Consider the following 19,409-nt stretch of genomic DNA (forward strand, 5'->3'; position numbering starts at 1 on the left):
AGAAAGTCGATCTGTACGACTAATTTTGTAATTTTATGACAGAGTTGTAAAAACTGGCCTCTTATTAGCAGGTGAACAGCAAGCGCGTGACTGATTTCAATTAAGGGAAGCTAGGCTGGGATAGTTAATTAGTCTGAAATAGTCAATTAGTCTGAAATACTTATTTGATATCAAACAAGTTGCTATTAAAGCTGGCAGCCCTCTTCAGTTTGGCTATGTTTTTAACTGTAGAAATTAATAATTAGAGAGCAATCTATGGATGATATTGCTAAGTTCTTAGACTTTCTGGCGGACGCCATTGTCATAGTCAATCGTCAATCACAGGTTGAATTTGCCAACCGCTCTTGTGAGCGATTATTTGGTTATGGGCAAGGTGAAATGTTGGGGCTATCGATTACCGATTTAATGACACCAGAAAAGGTGCAGGGTCACCATAATAAAGTGGCCACATTTATTGATAACCAGTCCCACTCAAGGCCGATGATGTCGCGCAATATTATGCCGTGTATTAACGCCAAAGGAGAAGGGTTTAACGCCCGTATCTCCATCTCTAATATTGAGTTCCACGGCCAAGCTTGTGGTATTGCGACCATACAAGATTACTCAACTGTGCAGGAGTTAATTAATGAACTGCGCAGCGAAGCGAAGCGAGTACCGATCCATTAACCGGGCTTTTCAATAAGCGGCATTTAGAAAATGTCATGAGCAGGCCCTACTTGGGGATTTACGATTCTGGATGTTTAGGAGTGGCTTACATAGACCTAAATGGCTTTAAGTTGATCAATGATAATTTAGGGCATGATGTTGGCGACAGTTTGCTGGTTGCATTATCGCAGCGCTTGCTGGTGCAATCGCGTAGCGATGATGTTTGTTTCCGCCTTGGCGGTGATGAGTTTTTAATTTTGTTTAAGATTAATCATCATCAGCATTATCAACAAGAGGCCAATGGTATTGGTCGCAAACTGCACCAGTTGCTTACCCAAGAGGTGCAAATTGAGGGGCAGCAACAACCTATTAGGGTAGGGGCGAGCATTGGTATCGGTATAGTACCCCATGATGATAAAGACCTAGCACGAGTTATCGCACTCGCTGACAACGCCATGTACCTTAGTAAAACCGAGAGACAACCTTATGTGTTGGTTGCTGACATGGAGGCTAGCGTCAGCGATTAATTCTACTTGAAAATGCTCTAGCTGCTATCGGCATTATTCTGCTTGTTCAAGCTGTACTTTAAACGGTGAATTTATTCAGTAGTTGTTGCTGCTGGTTCACTTGCTCAACGAGCTCTCGGTTGGTGCTGAGCTGACTTTCAGAGAATTCACCGACACTGGTACTGATATCGTTAATGTTATTGGTGTTGAGATTAATCTCTTCTGCAACCACACTTTGCTCTTCAATCGCTGCGGCAATTTGAATATTTCTATCCATTATGTCTTTCACCGATTCAGAGATCTCTTGCAGTGCCGTGCTGGCGGTATAAGCATGATCAACGCATGTTTGGGCTTTTTCTTTGCTGTCTTGCATGGCTTGTTGAACTTGCGCCGACGCCGATTGTATTTGATCTATAGTGCTTTTAATTTCGGTGGTTGATTCTTGTGTGCGTGAAGCCAAGGTGCGCACTTCGTCGGCAACCACCGCGAAACCGCGTCCTTGCTCGCCTGCGCGGGCCGCTTCAATGGCCGCATTTAAGGCCAATAAGTTGGTTTGCTCGGCAATGCCGTTAATAACAGACAATACTTGCTCAATGTTAGTGCTGTACTCGGCCAGTTGGTCGCTGACGCCTTGCGAGACACTAATGGTGTCAGACAGCTGACCGATATAGTTAGAGGTCTCGGTGAAGGTGATTTGGCTTTGGTCGGTGCGCTCGTTCACTGAGGTTATTGAACTGGCCGCTTCTTGGGCGCTGCTGGCAATATCGGCAGAGGTGGCTGTCATTTCATTCATCGCTGTGGCTAAGCCCTCAATCAGCGCTTTTTGTTCGACCAAATGACTACCCGCTTGGGTTGCTAGATCCGTTGAGTCGTTGCTGTGATGCACGACTGAGTCAGCCTTTTGTTTAATATCGACCACCAATGCCTGCATTGATGCGAGGAATAAATTAAAGTTGTTGGCAACCGCGCCGCATTCATCTTGATTCTTGATGGTTAATCTTTGAGTTAGGTCGCCTTCGCCAGATGCAATATTTTCAATGGCCTTTTCTAACTCGTTTAGTGGCATTAATAAGTGTTTGGCTAATTGTTTGAGTAGAAAGAAACAGATCACAATACTGAAGAAAGCCAATACGGTAGTTCGCCAAGTCAGATCTGTGAGTGCTTGATATACTTTGTCTTTATCAAGTAGCACCGCTAAATGCCAATTGATACCATTCGCTTGTGGCAGTGGGTAAAAATACAATAGTTTGTCGACACCTTGGTGCTCAATTTCGATTATTTGTTGGCTAGTTGCTGGGGAATGTTGATAGACGTTATTGGTGTTTTTACCATTATAATCCGCTTGTGGGTGGGTGATGATATTACCTTGGCCATCAGCGATAAAAGCCAGCCCTGTTCCATCAAAGTTGATGGTGTTGACGGTTTCAGCAATGGTACCAAGGCTTAAATCACCGCCTATAACCCCTTGAAACCCAGACGCGGTTTCAATTTTAGTCACGATAGATAACAACATCTCTTTGGTTGCCGCATCTTGATAAGGTGCGGTAAATACGGTGTCGTTATTATTTTGCGCTAAGGCGTACCAAGGCTTTTGTCTAAAATCGACGCCGGCGGGATTTTGTCTGTTAGGGTTATTAGAACGTAACCCCGTTTCAGATTTCAGCGTGCCAAATACCAGTAAGAAGTCTTGTTTCACCGCAGATAAGGCTAAGGTGTTTTGAAAGTTGTCAGTCGAGAAGTCTTGCTCGACAACGCTTTTTAACAGGTCGACTTGTCGACTTTTTCCGGTTAACCAATTACCAATACTGGTGGTTAACAATGACGCGTTGTCTTGAATATAGGCCTGTGTTTTCTCTTCTAAAGTGGTTTTGATTGCCAGATCCGTGGTGATGGCAAGTAGGGAGACTACAACAAAGATGACGATACCTGAGGCGACAGAGAATTTAGTTCTTATTTTCATTGCGCTAGTCCTTGTTTGGCCAAACAAACCCACATAACAGCTTGCTATGACGGAATATTCACCTGCATATGGTACAAAAGTATAGTCTATACTTTTGTCATTGCTCGCTAGTTTTGGAATGAAATGATGCGTATATGGACTAAGGTGATATGGCTGTTTTCTGGCAGTTTTTTAATGATTTTCAATGTGTTGGCTGCAGAGGCAGAGATTACTCTTGAAATGCTCAAGCAGCAAGTCGACAAGTTACAACAACAGATAATCGCGCTCGAAAAAGCCCAGCAAGCTCAACAGAACCAACCAGCTCAACAAGTTCAACAAAATCAGTTGCACAGTGACGTTGTGGCTGAAACCGATATAGCAACTCAAGACAAGCGCCAGCCAGTTACAGAACTCGCCGACGAAGTAGAAGCCCGAAATAAAGTGAGCGTTTATGCCACCATGCGTCCAACCTATGGTTATATTGATGAAAAAGGGGAGCAATTTTGGGATGTTAGAGATGCACTTAGCCATGCAGGAATAAAGGCGAGTAACGACTTTATGCCCGGTTGGCAGGCGATTTTACATGGCGAGTGGGGCATAGACTTGTCCAATAACGGCGACTTTGGTAATGCACGCCGAGCTTATGTCGCGGTGGACAGTCCCTATGGTCGTTTAGGGGTCGGTAAGCAGCGGCCGCCGCAATATTTGTTGATTGCAGAATATGTGGATATTTTTAATCATGCTAATAGCCCGTTTTCTTATGATCCAGAAGGGATTTTCTTTGTGAACAATATGGTGACATACCGTATTGAAACCGGCGGTTTGAGTTGGCTAGCAGCAGGACAATTCGACGGTGACAGCGGCAATAATAATGCTGATATGGTCAACTTAGGTGTGAGTTATGATGTTGGTGGTTTTCATGGGGCTATATCTTACTTACAACAAGACAGTATTAGCGATAACCTGAGCCAAGGCGAAGATATTGTCTGGGCGGCCGCATTAGCTCACCAATTCGATATGGGGCTGTACCTTGCCGTAGCTTATCAAGATAAAACCTATAAAAGAGATGTCGTTGTCAGTGATAGAACAGGTCACACGATGGATATTTCCGGGGCTTATCGCTTAAGCCAAGCGTTCAGATTAAAGCTGGGCTATTTTGATTTTGACGATGGCTATCAAGCTCAATTGAGCCAAAAGTTCAATGGCTACAATACCACTTTAGAGTGGTTGCCAGATGAGAATTTAAGGTTCCACTTGGAATATCTAGTTCGTGATTACGATTATCTTGATGACTTTAATTCCTGGTCTGTTGGCTTTCGTTATGATTTCGCCAAAGATTGGCGCTTTTAGGGTAGGGGCTAGAGTTGGTTGATAAAAACAATGCAATCAATATATTGCGATTATTTTCTTTGGTTGAATACATAACCTTTGCTTATCATTTTAGCTATTTGCGTTAGCATGAGCGTGACAAGTTTATTGGTTGCTGGCCGTGCGCCGAATTGGTGAGATGACGCGCCACACTTGTGCATACCTAAAAATAGGTATGGTTGATCACTACTGCTAAGCTTGGGCTTTGCGATAGTTATTTCCTAAGTTTTTCACTCTAAGTTGTTGTTATTTAAATAATTCTGCCTGTCATGGTTCTGCAATTAAACTGTCTTTAAGCTGTTATCTGCCCTTGGCATGCTTAGTGCACTCTCAACAAGGTGTGTTAAGCAATAGGGCGGGTTCAATGGGATTGGATAAGTTGCTCTACTTACGGGGCGTGGGTGCAGAATTTGTTGACTGTGATGGTCAATTAACCGCGATTCATGCCAACGATCGCTTGGCAATATTGCAAGCCATGTTGGCGAAGCCCGAGATAGACGATGCCATCATTTCCCAGCAAATAGACCAGCTTGATGTTCAGCCATGGCGCGATTTTCTCGCCCCTTTCCAATACTGTTTTGCCGACCAAGCTGCTGTGGTGCTGCACTTAGCAGAGCATGACAATCGGCCTATGACGATTACGGTGCGTTCGGCGGCATCAGAGCGCACCCCAGCACGGCAAATGCAGTGGCCAATTGATACTACTAAGCTGGTTGAAATTGGTGATTATCAAACTAAGCAGCAACGCTATATCCGTTATCGCTATCCATTATCGACGCAAATTGCCCAGCTAACTGATACTGGTATGGGCTACCTACAACTTGAGTTACATATTGCTGGGAGTCTAGTCGCACAGGGCGAGTTACTGCTAGCCCCCCGGCACACTTTTGATGCTCTTCACGGTCAGAGCCAAGCTGAAGGGCGTGCAAAACGGCCAGCGAAACTAAGCCATAAGTCGTGGGGCGTGAGTGTTCACCTGCCCAGTTTGCGCAGTAATACGCAGTGGGGAATGGGCGATTTAGCCGACTTACAAGGGTTATTGACTACGCTGGCAGCACGTCAATGTGATTTTGTGGTCATCAATCCTTTGCATGCGCTGGCATTAGATAAACCTAGTGAGCTCAGTCCCTACAGTCCGATTGATCGCCGTTTTATTCATCCTTTATATATTAGTATTGAGCAGGTTCCTGAATGCCGCTACGTGGCAGATTCGCTAACACTGACATATCAATCATCCAGGCACGAGTTAAATCAGAGCCCAACTATCGAAGCCCAGGCCGTATCTCGCTTAAAGCTTGCTGCACTCTACCTCATTTACCAGTCATTTGTGCAATATGAGCTGTCAGTAAACAGTGCCAGAGCCCAAGCCTTTGAGCTGTTTGTTGAGCGAGGCGGGAAGAGCTTACAGGCCTACATTGACCATCAAGCAGATAGTGTCGCAGCGATTGCTGGCGAGAATGCTGAGCAATTTATCGCCTTTTTGCAATTTGAAGTCACTCGGCAATTGACGCAGACAAAAGCGCTGGCAACAGAGCTGGGTATGGCGATTGGTCTTGTTGGCGATCTTGCCGTGGGAACCGTTGCCGATGGTGTCGAGGCCGCGCAGCACCCCAAGCTTTTTTGCGCTGCGGCCAGTATTGGCGCGCCGCCAGACCGTTTTGCTGCTAGAGGGCAAAACTGGGGGTTGGTGCCAATGCAACCCTGGGCGTTAAAAGCCACTGGCTTCGGTCATTTTCGTGAGCTGCTCGCAAGCAATATGCAGCATTACGGCGCGCTACGCATCGACCATATTATGGGATTATTACGGTTGTGGTGGTGGACGGCCCAAAATGCAAACGATCCCAGTGGTGCTTACGTCTATTATGATGCCGACGCGCTATTCGCCATTTTAGCCTATGAAAGTCACGCCGCTAACTGCACAGTGATTGGCGAAGACTTAGGTATCGTGCCCGATGAGATACGTACCAAACTGCAGCAATTTAATATCTATTCCAACCAGCTGTTTTATTTCACTCGCCAATACGATCGGATTGTGTCTCCTGAGCTGCACCAAGGCCACAGCTTAATGATGCTAGCCAACCATGATGTCCCTCCTTTAGCGGCTTGGTGGCGCAGTGATGATCTGCATCTGCAGCATTCTTTAGGCTTAATCACTACTTTGCAGTTGGAAGCCGCCGAGGTCAGTCGTGATTGCGACATACAGCAATTAGTTAAGCGCTGGCGGTCATTGGGGCTACTGAACGACGTATCTGAGACCGTGGCTTTTGAGGCGATATTACCCGCTTGGCTAAGCGACAGCGCCAGCAGCGCAGCTGAACTGTTTAGCGTTCAACTATGCGATCTATTGTCTGAAACCGTTAGCAATAATATTCCCGGCACCAGCACTGAATACCCAAATTGGCGGCGCCGCTACTCAATGACAGTTAGCGAAATAAGCCGCAGCCCATTGATAGACAAACTGTTATCGCAAATCGCTCAGCAGCGAAACGCAGGTGCGAGTGCAAATGATGTGAGTGCGCCGCGAGGTAACAGTCAGTCAGCATGAATTTAAAATTATGGGAGAACTAACCATGACACAAAATGCCCCCCACTTTCATGACGGCGCAGGTATCGCGTTGCTTCAAGGTGAGTATATCGACGTATTTTCGTTATTAGGCATGCATCAAGTTGAGCAACAATCTAAAACTGGCAAAGCCACTAAAAAGTTATTGCTACGGTGCTTTTTGCGCGGCGCGCAGCAAGTTGAGGTATTGACGTTAAAAGATAAGCGTAAAGTCGCCACATTGAACAAGGAAGATGATGAGGGGCTATTTGCCGGTTTCATTCCACGTCGGGTAAACCCGTTTCCCTATCTATTGCGGGTGACCTATCCGCAAAGTGTGGAAGAGATTGTCGATCCTTATCAGTTTCAGTCTTTGCTAACTGAGCAAGATGTCTATCTCTTTGCCGAAGGCAAGCTTAGGCATGCCTATCAGTTTCTGGGCGCGAATCCCCGAACTGTTGATGGTATCGATGGCGTGCTGTTTTGCGTGTGGGCGCCCAATGCTAAGCGCGTGTCTCTACAGGGAGACTTTAACTACTGGGACGGCGCTCGTCATGTGATGCGCCAACATGTCGCCCACGGCATTTGGGAGATTTTTATTCCTCAAGTCGCCGAGTACAGCCTATACAAATTCGAAATCATTGATCAGCAAGGACAACGCGAATTAAAAGCGGATCCATTTGCCAAAGCTATGGATCCGGCTCCAAGTAATGCATCAAAGGTGGTGTTGGCCGATGACTATGCGTGGCAAGATACACCATGGATGCAAGCACGCCAATCGCAGAAATGGCATCAACAACCGGTTTCAATCTATGAAGTGCATCTAGGGTCTTGGCGCCGTCAAGGAGATTCGGGCCAAAGCTACCTTGACTACACTGAGCTGCAGCAAACCTTGCTGCCCTATGTCAAAGAGATGGGGTTCACTCACTTACAGCTAATGCCCGTTAGCGAGTACCCCTTTGATGGTTCATGGGGTTATCAGCCGGTAGGAATGTATGCACCGAGTCATCGTTTCGGCAGCCCGGTTGAATTAAAGGCGTTTATTGATCATGCCCATCAATTAGGTTTGGCGGTAATTCTAGACTGGGTGGCGGCTCATTTCCCCAAAGATCCCCATGGCCTGCGCCGTTTCGATGGTACCTGCTTGTTTGAGCATGACGATCCTAAACAGGGCGAACACCCAGATTGGGATACGTTGATTTATAACTATGGCCGCGCTGAAGTGCAAAGCTACCTGCTCAGTAACGCGTGCTACTACCTTGAAGAGTTTCATTTCGACGGTTTGCGCTTAGATGCCGTCTCGTCAATGTTGTATCTCGACTATAGCCGTGAAGCAGGGGAGTGGTTGCCTAACGAATATGGAGGCAGAGAAAATCTGCAAGCCATCAATTTGTTAAAACGCCTCAATAGTGAATTATATCAAGCCTACCCAGGCATTTTGATGATTGCTGAAGAGTCAACCGCATGGCCGGGAGTGACCCAAAGTGTCGAGCATGATGGCCTAGGTTTTGGTTTTAAGTGGAACATGGGGTGGATGAACGATACCTTACGTTACCTCTGCCGTGATCCGCTCTACCGTAGCCATCACCACAGTGAAATGACTTTCGGTTTAATGTATGGCTTTAGTGAACAATTTATCCTGTCACTCAGCCATGATGAGGTAGTACATGGCAAAGGGTCGTTGCTGCACAAGATTCCTGGCGATGATTGGCAGAAATTTGCCACTTTACGTGCCTACTACGGCTTCATGTGGGGGCATCCTGGTAAGAAGCTACTGTTTATGGGCAATGAGTTTGCCCAGCGCGATGAATGGAACCATCAGCAAAGTTTAGATTGGCATCTGCTGCAGTACTCCCCCCATCAAGGGGTGCAAGACTGGTTAAAAGATCTCAATCGTTTGTATCAGGTGCAGCCCGCGCTATATAGCCAAGACCATTTGCCACAAAGCTTCAGCTGGTTAGATTGTGATAACGCCGATAACAGCGTGTTCTGTTTTATGCGTCACAGTCAAACCGAGTCGTTAATTTTTGTGGTCAACATGACACCACAAGTTCACCACGGCTATCGCCTCGGCCTGCCAACTGATCAGCAATACGTTGAGCTCCTCAATAGCGACAGCCAGCTCTATGGTGGCAGCAATGTTGGCAATCATGGGGTGATTGTGGCGCAAGCTCAGCCTTATCAAGGGTGTGAGTACAGCGCCGAAATTACCGTGCCGCCGCTAGCTTGTCTAGTGATAGGCCTCAATAATGAGGCTGACTAAGATGTTAGTGACTCCCGGACGACCTTATCCGCTGGGTGCGAGTGTTGACGATAGTGGCGTTAATTTTGCGCTGTTTTCGGCCCATGCTACCGCAGTATATCTGTGCGTGTACGATGCCAGCGGCGTTAATGAGCTGGCTCGAGTGGCCTTGCCAAGACAAAGCGACCATATCTGGCATGGCCACATCGAAGGTTTGGCATTAGATTGCTGTTATGGTTATCGAGTTGACGGCCCTTATCAGCCTGAACTTGGCCATCGCTTTAATGTCAATAAACTGCTGCTCGATCCTTACGCGAAATTACTTCTGGGCGAGCTAGTTGACCACCCAAGTCATTACGCCTATCAACAGCAGCATCCCGACGCCGATTTAAGTTTTTGCTCTCTGGATAGTGGCGATTTTATGCCTAAGTGTAAAATCGTCGACACCCGCAACCTCTCGCCTATCCCGGCGGTGGCCAAAGAATACGATCAAACTCAACCGTCATTGTCACTGCGGCGCAGCATTATTTATGAAATGCATGTAAAAGGGTTTACTCAGCTATTTCCGGATTTAACTGAGGCTGAACGTGGCCGTTTTAGTGGTATTGCTAACGCCAACGTAGTGCAATACATCAAAAATTTAGGCGTGACTGCGGTGGAGTTGTTGCCGGTACAGCAATTTGCCAGCGAACCTTTTTTACAGCAAAAGCAGCTCAGTAATTACTGGGGCTACAACAGTATCGGCTTTTTTGCGCCGCATCAGGCTTATTTAAACAATGCCGACATTAATGAGTTTCGGCAGATGGTGGCGGCGTTGCACCAGTCAGGTATCGAAGTGTTGCTCGATGTGGTTTACAACCACACCGCTGAAGGTGATTGCCGCGGACCAAGTTTGTGTTTTCGCGGTATCGACAACCTTAGCTACTACCGATTACACCCACAGCAGCCGCGCTATTACATCAATGATACCGGCTGTGGCAATAGCGTTGATTTAAGTAATCCCCATGTACTTAGGCTAGTGATGGACTCACTTCGCTATTGGGTTGAAGTCATGGGCGTAGACGGCTTTCGTTTCGATTTAGCCGCAACCCTAGGGCGTGAGCCGCAAGGCTTTAATGTCAATTCGAGCTTTTTCGATGCAATAAAGCAAGATCCGGTTTTGAGCCAAGTGCGTCTGATTGCTGAGCCGTGGGATATCGGGCCAGGCGGATACCAGTTAGGGCACTTCCCAATGGGGTGGAGTGAGTGGAACGATCGTTATCGCGATACCGTTAGGCGTTTTTGGCGCGGTGATGCCGGAATGTTGCCTGAATTTGCGCGGCGCTTTCATGGCTCAAGTGATCTGTTTGAGCACGCTGGACGCCGACCGAGTGCCAGCATCAATTTCATTACCAGTCATGACGGTTTCACCCTTACGGATTTAGTGAGTTATCGGCAGCGGCACAATGATGCCAATGGCGAGCAAAGTCGTGATGGGCATCAGGAAAATTTTAGTGACAACTGTGGCATGGAAGGGGTCAGTCAGGACCTGCACATTCAGGCATTAAGGACTCGCCAATCACGTAATATGCTCACCACCTTGTTGCTCTCCCAAGGTGTGCCTATGTTGCTGGCCGGAGACGAGTTAGGTCATAGCCAGCAGGGCAACAATAATGCTTATTGTCAGGATAACACCACCACATGGTTGAGCTGGCAGCAGGACATTCAACGCGATGAACAGCTGCAATTTACCCGCAGGCTAATTAAGTTACGCCAGCGCTTTCCGTTGTTATGCCATCGAGAATATATCCACGATTCATGCACCACAGGTAGTCCGGCTTTGGATTGGTTTTGCCGCCAAGGTAGCCCAATGACCAAGACCCTTTGGAGCGAAGCGCAAACGCGTACTTTAAGTGTCGTGATAAGTGGCGAGCTTGAAGCGCAACCCCAATGCCGACAAGCCTTGCTGCTCATGCTCAACGCCGATGATGAGTCATTGCATTTTACCTTACCGACAATCTCAGGTATCAGCCATTGGGACTGCCTTATCCATACCCAAGACAGTGGTTTTGATAGCGAAACTAAGGGCTATTTCGCCGGTGGCGCAGCAAAGCAGTTTTTACTGCAAAGCAAAAGCTTAATGGTTTTTTACGCCCAATTTGAAGGAGCGAATTAAATGAGCGAACAACAGGCAAGTAAGCCAAAACGCAGATCCGCTAGCAACAAAAAAACAGCAGCTAGCGCTAAAAAGCCAGCGGCTGCTAAAGCCTCTACTACCAAAGCTTCCAGCACTACAGCTAAGACTTCCGCAACGGCTAAACAGCTTGCAGACAGTATGGCAAGACAAGTGCTTCATGGGCTTAATCGTGATGAGCAGGATAATCAAGAGTTGTTTAATGCCTTAGCGCAAAGCGTAAAAGAGTTGATGTTAGATGACTGGCGTCAAACCCGTAGTCAAGATGGCAGTTACCAAAACAAACAAGTGGCCTACTTATCACTTGAGTTTTTGATGGGCCGGGCCTTGGGCAATGCGCTACTCAATCTTGATATTGATACCGAGGTGCGCCAAGCGTTGCTGCCTTATTCTCAACTGCTAGAAACCATTGCCGAGCAGGAGCATGATGCGGGATTAGGCAATGGTGGCCTAGGGCGATTAGCCGCGTGTTTTCTTGATAGTTGCGCCAGTATGGATTTAGCCGTTGTAGGCTATGGCATCCGCTACGAATATGGCATGTTCAGTCAAAAAATACAGGACGGCTATCAGGTAGAGTGTCCGGACCGTTGGTTAAGGGATGGCAATCCTTGGGAAGTGCGCGTGCCGGCGCATAATGTCACAGTGCCTTTCTTTGGTCATACCGAGTCCTATGTGGACAAACATGGCCGCCGGCACATGACCTGGGTCGATACCCAAGATGTGTTGGCCGTAGCTTACGATATGCCTGTGCCGGGTTATCGCAACAAACGCATTAATACCCTGCGACTGTGGAAATCTGAAGCCACCGATGATTTTGACTTAGCTGAATTTAACCAAGGCGATTATGCCGAAGCGGTTGCACGTAAAAACCAAGCTGAACAAATCACCATGGTGCTTTACCCGAATGATGCCAGTGAGAATGGCAAAGAGCTGCGCCTGCGTCAGCAGTACTTTTTATCTTCAGCAAGTTTACAAGATCTATTGAAGCAGTATGTTGCCGTACATGGTGAAGACTTTAGTCAGTTTGCCAAACTGCACGCGATTCAGCTCAATGACACCCATCCGAGTATTGCCATCCCTGAGCTGATGCGCTTGCTGATTGATATTTATGGGCTTGAATGGGATGACGCCTGGCATATCACCACCCATACCATGGCGTATACCAATCACACGTTATTACCCGAAGCCCTAGAGCGCTGGCCTGTGCGCTTATTTGCCCACATGCTGCCTAGGCTGCTGGATATCATTTATGAGATCAACGCCCGCTATTTAGATTTGGTTGCCCATGAGTGGCCTGGTCAATGCGAAAAGCTGCGGGCGATGTCGATTATAGAAGAAGGTGATGAGCCACATATCCGCATGGCGTATTTAGCCATCGTGGCCAGTTTTTCAGTAAACGGCGTGGCAGCACTGCATACGCAGCTGTTAACTGCGGGCCTGTTTAAAGATTTCTACCGCCTATGGCCTGAGAAATTTAACAACCGCACCAATGGTGTGACTCCGCGGCGTTGGCTAGCTCATGCCAACCCAAGGTTGAGTCAGCTGTTAAATAAACGTCTTGGTAGTGGTTGGGTAACGGATCTACATCTGCTAAGTAGCCTCAGTGCCTTTACCGATGATGATAAGTTGATTAGCGACTGGCAGCGGGTTAAGCAGCAAAATAAAGTTGAGCTAGCACAACTGATTAAGCAAGAGTGTCAGGTCGAGTTTGATGCCAACATGCTGTTTGATGTGCAAGTTAAACGCATTCACGAATACAAACGGCAGTTGCTCAATATTTTGCATGTTATTCACCTCTACCAGCAGATCTTAGCCGGTAAGACCCAAGATTTGGTGCCGCGCTGTGTCTTGATTGGCGGTAAAGCAGCTCCCGGCTACGCCATGGCTAAAAAGCTGATTAAGCTGGCCAATAATGTGGCTCATATGGTCAATTCTGATCCGCAAGTGACCCCTTATTTGCGGTTTGCTTTTTTGCCTAATTATAACGTCAGTGCAATGGAGAAAATCTGCAGTGCGACTGATGTCTCTGAGCAGATTTCAACGGCCGGAAAGGAAGCCTCGGGGACCGGCAATATGAAGTTCATGATGAACGGCGCACTCACCATCGGCACCTTAGATGGCGCCAATGTTGAAATGTTAGAAGAGGTGGGTGCTGACAATTTCTTCCTATTTGGGCTAGATGCACAGCAAGTGGAAACCCAAAAGCGTGACTATCGCCCTTGGGAGTTTGTAGCAGCTTCCCCCGCTTTATCAGCAGTAATTGATCTCATCAATAGTGGGCATTTCAGTCTACTTGAGCCCGGTGAGTTTGATGATGTGATAGCCGGTATTTTATCTCCCACTGACCCGTGGATGACGGCCGCTGACTTTGAAGCGTATCGCACCACCCAAGTGGCGTTGGCTCACGCCTATCGCGACCCACACACCTGGACACAAATGAGTATTCGCAATACCGCCGCTAGTGGCCGTTTTTCCAGTGACAACACCATCGCGGGCTACCGCGATGCAATATGGGGATTATGAAAATGTTAGCAGTCGTCGGGCATGTCCCAGTAGTTCTAATTGAAGATTTAATCGGTCTTATGACGCAAGGAGCGCGCACTTATGCATAACCCAAGTCCACGTTATATCAGTAACCTAACCCGTGAAACCTACGCATTGATTCTTGCTGGTGGCCGCGGTTCACGCCTGCATGAACTCACCGACTGGCGGGCAAAGCCTTCGCTGTATTTTGGTGGTAAATTTCGCATTATTGACTTCCCTTTGTCTAACTGTGTTAACTCGGGCATTCGTCGTATTGGGGTGGTTACTCAGTATAAATCTCACTCGTTAATTCGCCATGTCATGCGCGGTTGGGGTCACTTTAAAAAGGAGCTAGGGGAGTCGGTAGAGATTCTACCCGCCTCACAGCGTTATTCTGACAACTGGTATCAAGGCACTGCAGATGCGGTATTTCAAAACATCGACATTATTCGGAACGAGCTACCTAAATACGTGATGATTCTGTCAGGTGATCATGTTTATCGAATGGACTATGCCGGCCTGCTTGCTGCCCATGCAGAGTCGGGTGCAGATATGACTGTGTCGTGCCAACAAGTGCCTGTTGCTGAAGCCGCTGGGGCTTTTGGCGTGGTAGAGGTGGATGAGAAAAACAAGATATTGGGCTTTGAAGAGAAGCCAGAGGTCCCTAAACATCTGCCGCACGATCCAGAGCGCTGCCTAGCATCAATGGGGAACTATGTTTTCAACACCGATTTTTTGTTTGAGCAGCTTAAGCGTGATGCGCAAAACGAAGGCTCAGACAGAGACTTTGGTAAAGACATTATTCCGTCGATTATTGAAGACCATCAGGTGTATGCGCATCCATTTTGCAGCGGCTTTACCGACGATGAATCATACTGGCGCGACGTGGGAACATTGGACTCATTTTGGCAAGCCAATATGGAATTGCTATCGCCGACACCGGCGCTGAATTTATATGATGCTAAATGGCCCATTTGGACCTTTCAAGAGCAGCTGCCTCCGGCTAAATTTGTGTTTGACGATGATGACCGCCGCGGTATGGCGTTGGATTCTATTGTCAGTGGTGGCTGCATTATCTCTGGCGCGACGGTTAGGCGCTCGGTGCTGTTTAATGAAGTGCGAGTATGCAGCTACTCAACCTTAGAAGATGCTGTGGTGCTACCGGATGTGGTGATTCAGCGCAACTGTAAGATCAAAAATGCCATCTTAGATCGCGGCTGTATTATTCCCGAAGGTACGATCATTGGCTATGACCATCGCCATGACAGAGCCCGTGGCTTTAGGGTGTCTGAAAAAGGCATTACCTTAGTCACCCGCGACATGCTGGGCTTACCAGTGGGTTATGAGTAATCCAAGTTATCGACGAAATAGAAATTGAAATAATAATGAAAAGAGTATTGATGTTAGCGGCTGAGAATGCCGCTGTAGCGGGGGCAAAAGTTGGCGGGATGGCTGATGTTATCGGCGATCTTCCCGCAGCGCTGCACAATGAACATGTGGCAGTTGATGTGATGATGCCAAGTTACGGCTTTCTAGTGTCGCAGCTAAAAGCGCGCTTTATTGCCGATGTATCATTGCCATTTAGGGGGCAGACTACCTTAGTTGAGGTATTTATAGCCCCTCACCCCAATGTGGCGGGAAGTGCAATCTACTTGCTCGACCATCCCCATTTTGATGCGGGTGGCGCTATCTATACCAGCAACAATGACGGTCGACCTTTTGCCGATGATGCTGATAAGTTTGCGTTAATGTGTGCAGCGGCGGCGCAAGTCATTTGCCAAGAGATAGTGGATAAGCCAGATGTGTTGCACCTACACGATTGGCACTGTGGTGTGCTAGCGCTGCTGCGCGCCTATGAACCACGCTTTAACGCGCTGCAAGCAATCCATACTGTGTATAGCGTCCACAATCTGTCAATACAGGGGCAGCGCCCCCTATGTCAGGAACATTCATCCTTACAAGCTTGGTTTCCTGAGCTGTTTGCCAAGCTAAGTGTCCATCATGATGAGGCAATGGCAAAGATCATTGATCCTATACATGCACAATGCTTTAACCCGATGCGCGCAGCCATTAATTTGTGCGATCATCTGCACTTTGTGTCACCAACTTATGCCAAGGAAGTAATGTTGGCGAGCGAGTGTGGCAGCGGTCACTACGGTGGCGAAGGCTTGCAAGATGATATTGCCCAGCGCGCTGCCGAGCTGCGGGTACACGGCATATTAAACGGCTGTTTTTACCATGATACGCCGCTCGAGTTACCTAAGCGTACCGAGCAAGACTTTGCTAAGGTGCTCGACTATGCCGAGCAATGTTTATTAAACAATTTGGCTAATAACCAATGGGTAGCTAGTCAAGACCAAATCGCCTTACAGCGTCTTAATCAGCTGCGGCGCGCGGCTAAAGCACCGTCGTGTTTATTAACCTCAGTTGGACGACTCACCAGCCAAAAAGTGGCGTTATTGCTTCAAGTCATGGCAGATGGCCGCTACGCCATTGAACATCTGCTGCAGTCATTAGCGACTGGGCAATCACAAGGGTTGCTAATATTGCTTGGCAGTGGCGATGAGCACATTGAGCAGCAATTGCGCCAGGTGGCAGGGCGTTGGCCACAACTACTGTTTATCAATGGCTTCGATCTGCCATTGTCTCAGCTGTTATATCAACATGGCGATCTGTTTATGATGCCGAGCTCCTTTGAGCCTTGCGGAATAAGCCAAATGCTAGCCATGAAAGCAGGCCAGCCGTGTATCGTGCACGGGGTAGGCGGCTTGAAAGATACCATTGAACATCAAGTCGATGGTTGGGTATTTAATGGTGATTCGCTAGCCGATAAAGTCGATGCCATGCTGGCCACGGTAACAGAGGCAGTCGCGATGACAGAGCAGCCTCAGTTTCAGTCTATGCGTCAACAAGCTTTAGCCAATCGATTCACTTGGCAAGATGTGGCGAAAGCTTATTGTGAAGAGTTGTATGAGTTTTGAGGGAGCGATAGAGAATACAATTTAAACCAGAGGGATGAAATGGTCGTGTTGATTTAAGCGAAAAGTACAGAATTGGTTGCTTTGAAAGAGATATTTGACTGCAATGGTAAAATATCTCTTTCACAGGTGGTGTGTATTATGATGCTTTTAATGCAAGGTTAGCCATTTTAGTTAAAGCGCTCAGCATTAGGCTTAATGTATTGCGAACGAATCTGTAAGACAGCTCTATTGCCTTAAATGGCGCTCCGCAGAATGCCAAAATGTGTCCGAGAATCCCCTTAACGTCGGCGGCATGACTCGTCGATATATCAATGCTATCGGCGAGTACCCGCGCTATTTTATCGTACACAGTGAGGGTGTTAGATATATCAGCTTGAATAGCATGTAGCTTACCTGATTGGTGCAGGTGCGTGATGATGGCTTCACCGATAATGCGTGCCCATCGGGTCGTTGGCGTGGCTTGCAAACGTTTGTCGTAATCAAGTTTTACCTGTTTATTTAACCGACTCTCTTTACCTTTATTGATGGCTTTATAGTTGCTGAAACCTGATGCTGTATGCAAATAGCCAGGAGTAAATGCGGTCATGCTGTGGGCTTTGGCTGTAATACTAGGGGCTCCATGTAAAATATATTCATTCTCGGTATGAACAAATGGCCACACTGGCACCAGAGGTACCGGATCTCCTTCGTGAATACAGCGATAGATTTCATTGTTGGTTGATGTGACAGTTTTTAAGGCAAAGCTGGGGTAGCCAACACGTGGTGCGCCAAAGGTATAGAGTTTAACATTGGCTTTGAAGCGGTGTTTGAGCCAGTTAGCTGCAAGATTAGCAATTGCGCCGCCAAGGCTGTGACCAACAACATGAACTTTTAGCCCGCTATTAGTTTGTTTGGCAGCTTGCAGAAAGTAGTGCTCAAGTTGCTGCTTGATGGAGTTAAAAGTATGGTTAAAGCCAGCATGAACTGGCTGGCCATTGCTGCAGCTGCTGATACCACAGTGTAAATCAGTAACCACATCTCGTTTTCTGTCTGTGCCCCGAAATGCGATAACAAAATCACCTTTAAAAGGGCCGGTTTTGCCTTCAGCTATACAACCGAAGGTTGTTTTATGTTTAAAAACTCGTTCTAAAATGCTACCGCTAACACCTGATAGAGCATCGCTTTCGAAAGAAAAGCCAGATTTAAGCTCTGTGTAGTAGTCAGTTAGCTGTATGGTATTTAGGTTGTTTGCTTCGTAAGCTATCGAAGCAAAATTTGCAGCAATTGCTGGTGTAAGTGTTCGCATTCCATTGCTCATATTAATTCCCTCTTATTCTTCTAAAGCACCTTTAGCCATTTTTGTAAACTCTGCCTCAGGGTCGATAATATGAAAATCATCTTCCCAACGACAAATACTCAAAGATTTAAATGGGCTGTTGTGCTCTTTGTTATTAAACCCAAAGTAAACTTCATCGTCTTTAATATCTCCATGTAGAGATTGAAGCTTTATAGCGAACTCAGTAATAGGCTTTATTCCGCTATTTCGGCTTGCCCATAATAGATACTGGTTGTTGTTATGGTGAGCATGGATCCTCTGTGAGGTAAATTGCTCAGCGATTAACAAAGATGGCTGGCTTGAACGTAGGCTCATTTCTGGCATAGAAAAATTGCCATTGTTGTCTGTATAACATTCATCTTCGGTGTATTTACCATCCGAGTAATACAGACCCCTAGCGATTCTGATATTGGCTAAAGGTTGGCCGTTATTAACTAATCGACCTTTGACCTCTGGACACAAATGCACTTTGTGAGTGCCGATATGATTGCTGAGTTTTCTAAATATGTCTTTTAAAGCCATAACCTAGCCTTCGAGATTTTGTTAGCAGGTTTCTTTGGTGGGAAAATCCATCGTAATGCTAACATCCATGTTTAAGCTTATTCTAAATTTAAATCCCGTAAAATCAATCATTGATTAATATTTAAATTCAGCGCGTTATGCGGAGGTGTGGGGCTGCGTCAAACCTGTGCTAAAGGGTTAGGAATTTATTCTGCTGATGAGATAGAAATTATGTAGGAGGCGGTTTTTGAGCTTCGATGAGCATATAAGCTTATTAGTTTGGTTTTACCTCTTGCTGAGGTAAGGATGGGGGATATCGTAGGGAAGTATATGGTAGTTGCTAAATCTGAGTATTGTCTAGTCCTAAAATAGGTTGACGGTTTTTATTAAGCCAGTTGGTATTCCCAACTGGCTTTTTCATGCACCTCATTTGGGGTTTTCATTCCTAAACTAAGGTGCGGCCGTAATTGATTATAAATCTCTATCGATTCCTTGATTAAAACGCCAAGCTCTTTCATCGTTCTGCAGCGACTAAGCAAAAACTCTTGCTTCAAAATACCATTCACACGCTCTGCTTGTGCATTTTGGTAGCTGTCATATCCATCTGTCATTGATGGGGTCATTCCATAGGCGGCTAGTGCCGCTTGGTATTCAGATGAGCAGTACTGTATCCC

13 protein-coding genes are annotated in these 19,409 nt (G+C 46.8%); 9 read left to right on the forward strand and 4 right to left on the reverse strand.

Annotated features, from left to right (window positions below; all coding sequences use genetic code 11):
- The first annotated feature begins 255 nt into the window (after positions 1-255).
- On the forward strand, positions 256-666 hold the full coding sequence (locus L865_RS0107390; protein ID WP_028772653.1) for a PAS domain S-box protein: 411 nt from the start codon (positions 256-258) through the stop codon (positions 664-666).
- 35 nt (positions 667-701) lie between these two features.
- Positions 702-1,172, forward strand: coding sequence for a GGDEF domain-containing protein (locus L865_RS24500; protein ID WP_084632488.1), 471 nt, complete (start codon positions 702-704; stop codon positions 1,170-1,172).
- A gap of 58 nt (positions 1,173-1,230) precedes the next feature.
- Here L865_RS24500 and L865_RS0107400 read toward each other — a convergent pair whose 3' ends face one another.
- Positions 1,231-3,111 (reverse strand): methyl-accepting chemotaxis protein, encoded by a 1,881-nt coding sequence (locus L865_RS0107400; RefSeq protein ID WP_028772655.1) that lies wholly within the window; start codon positions 3,109-3,111, stop codon positions 1,231-1,233.
- 126 nt (positions 3,112-3,237) lie between these two features.
- Here L865_RS0107400 and L865_RS0107405 point away from each other — a divergent pair, with 126 nt between their 5' ends.
- From L865_RS0107405 to L865_RS0107440, 7 genes are all read left to right on the forward strand, one after another.
- Positions 3,238-4,440: a porin gene (locus L865_RS0107405; RefSeq protein ID WP_028772656.1), complete on the forward strand. Its 1,203-nt coding sequence runs from the start codon at positions 3,238-3,240 to the stop codon at positions 4,438-4,440.
- 382 nt (positions 4,441-4,822) lie between these two features.
- Entirely contained in the window at positions 4,823-7,003 is a 2,181-nt protein-coding gene (gene malQ / locus L865_RS23305; protein WP_051484497.1) for a 4-alpha-glucanotransferase, read from the forward strand.
- Between the two features lie 25 nt (positions 7,004-7,028).
- Positions 7,029-9,263 (forward strand): 1,4-alpha-glucan branching protein GlgB, encoded by a 2,235-nt coding sequence (gene glgB, locus L865_RS0107415; protein WP_028772657.1) that lies wholly within the window; start codon positions 7,029-7,031, stop codon positions 9,261-9,263.
- Positions 9,250-11,397: a glycogen debranching protein GlgX gene (gene glgX / locus L865_RS0107420; RefSeq protein WP_037470726.1), complete on the forward strand. Its 2,148-nt coding sequence runs from the start codon at positions 9,250-9,252 to the stop codon at positions 11,395-11,397. The genes glgB and glgX overlap by 14 nt, the downstream gene beginning before the upstream one ends.
- The gene (locus L865_RS0107425; protein WP_028772659.1) at positions 11,398-13,938 is read left to right on the forward strand and encodes a glycogen/starch/alpha-glucan phosphorylase; all 2,541 of its coding nucleotides are present in this window, start codon (positions 11,398-11,400) and stop codon (positions 13,936-13,938) included.
- Positions 13,939-14,019: 81 nt separating this feature from the next.
- A complete protein-coding gene (gene glgC, locus L865_RS0107435) occupies positions 14,020-15,288 on the forward strand; it encodes a glucose-1-phosphate adenylyltransferase (protein WP_028772660.1) in 1,269 nt (422 codons plus the stop codon).
- Positions 15,289-15,323: 35 nt separating this feature from the next.
- Positions 15,324-16,919 (forward strand): glycogen synthase, encoded by a 1,596-nt coding sequence (locus L865_RS0107440; RefSeq protein WP_245608409.1) that lies wholly within the window; start codon positions 15,324-15,326, stop codon positions 16,917-16,919.
- Positions 16,920-17,055: 136 nt separating this feature from the next.
- On the opposite strand, the gene L865_RS0107445 is transcribed toward L865_RS0107440, so the two are convergent.
- From L865_RS0107445 to L865_RS0107455, 3 genes are all read right to left on the reverse strand, one after another.
- Positions 17,056-18,216, reverse strand: coding sequence for a lipase family protein (locus L865_RS0107445; RefSeq protein ID WP_245608410.1), 1,161 nt, complete (start codon positions 18,214-18,216; stop codon positions 17,056-17,058).
- A 12-nt stretch (positions 18,217-18,228) separates the two neighbouring features.
- Positions 18,229-18,756 (reverse strand): DUF6795 domain-containing protein, encoded by a 528-nt coding sequence (locus L865_RS0107450; RefSeq protein ID WP_028772663.1) that lies wholly within the window; start codon positions 18,754-18,756, stop codon positions 18,229-18,231.
- A gap of 365 nt (positions 18,757-19,121) precedes the next feature.
- A partial coding sequence (locus tag L865_RS0107455) for an integrase core domain-containing protein (RefSeq protein WP_028772664.1) occupies positions 19,122-19,409 on the reverse strand: 288 nt, incomplete at its 5' end.

The organism is Shewanella waksmanii ATCC BAA-643, from assembly GCF_000518805.1.
Taxonomy (GTDB): Bacteria; Pseudomonadota; Gammaproteobacteria; order Enterobacterales; family Shewanellaceae; genus Shewanella; species Shewanella waksmanii.

Excerpts from the sequence above, each read along its gene's own strand:
- L865_RS0107440 (WP_245608409.1), top strand. The coding sequence starts at position 15,324 with ATGAAAAGAGTATTGATGTTAGCGGCTGAGAATGCCGCTGTAGCGGGG.
- L865_RS0107405 (WP_028772656.1), top strand. The coding sequence starts at position 3,238 with ATGCGTATATGGACTAAGGTGATATGGCTGTTTTCTGGCAGTTTTTTA.
- glgC (WP_028772660.1), top strand. The coding sequence starts at position 14,020 with ATGCATAACCCAAGTCCACGTTATATCAGTAACCTAACCCGTGAAACC.
- L865_RS24500 (WP_084632488.1), top strand. The coding sequence starts at position 702 with ATGAGCAGGCCCTACTTGGGGATTTACGATTCTGGATGTTTAGGAGTG.
- glgX (WP_037470726.1), top strand. The coding sequence starts at position 9,250 with ATGAGGCTGACTAAGATGTTAGTGACTCCCGGACGACCTTATCCGCTG.
- glgB (WP_028772657.1), top strand. The coding sequence starts at position 7,029 with ATGACACAAAATGCCCCCCACTTTCATGACGGCGCAGGTATCGCGTTG.
- L865_RS0107425 (WP_028772659.1), top strand. The coding sequence starts at position 11,398 with ATGAGCGAACAACAGGCAAGTAAGCCAAAACGCAGATCCGCTAGCAAC.
- malQ (WP_051484497.1), top strand. The coding sequence starts at position 4,823 with ATGGGATTGGATAAGTTGCTCTACTTACGGGGCGTGGGTGCAGAATTT.
- L865_RS0107400 (WP_028772655.1), bottom strand. The coding sequence starts at position 3,111 with ATGAAAATAAGAACTAAATTCTCTGTCGCCTCAGGTATCGTCATCTTT.
- L865_RS0107445 (WP_245608410.1), bottom strand. The coding sequence starts at position 18,216 with ATGAGCAATGGAATGCGAACACTTACACCAGCAATTGCTGCAAATTTT.
- L865_RS0107390 (WP_028772653.1), top strand. The coding sequence starts at position 256 with ATGGATGATATTGCTAAGTTCTTAGACTTTCTGGCGGACGCCATTGTC.
- L865_RS0107450 (WP_028772663.1), bottom strand. The coding sequence starts at position 18,756 with ATGGCTTTAAAAGACATATTTAGAAAACTCAGCAATCATATCGGCACT.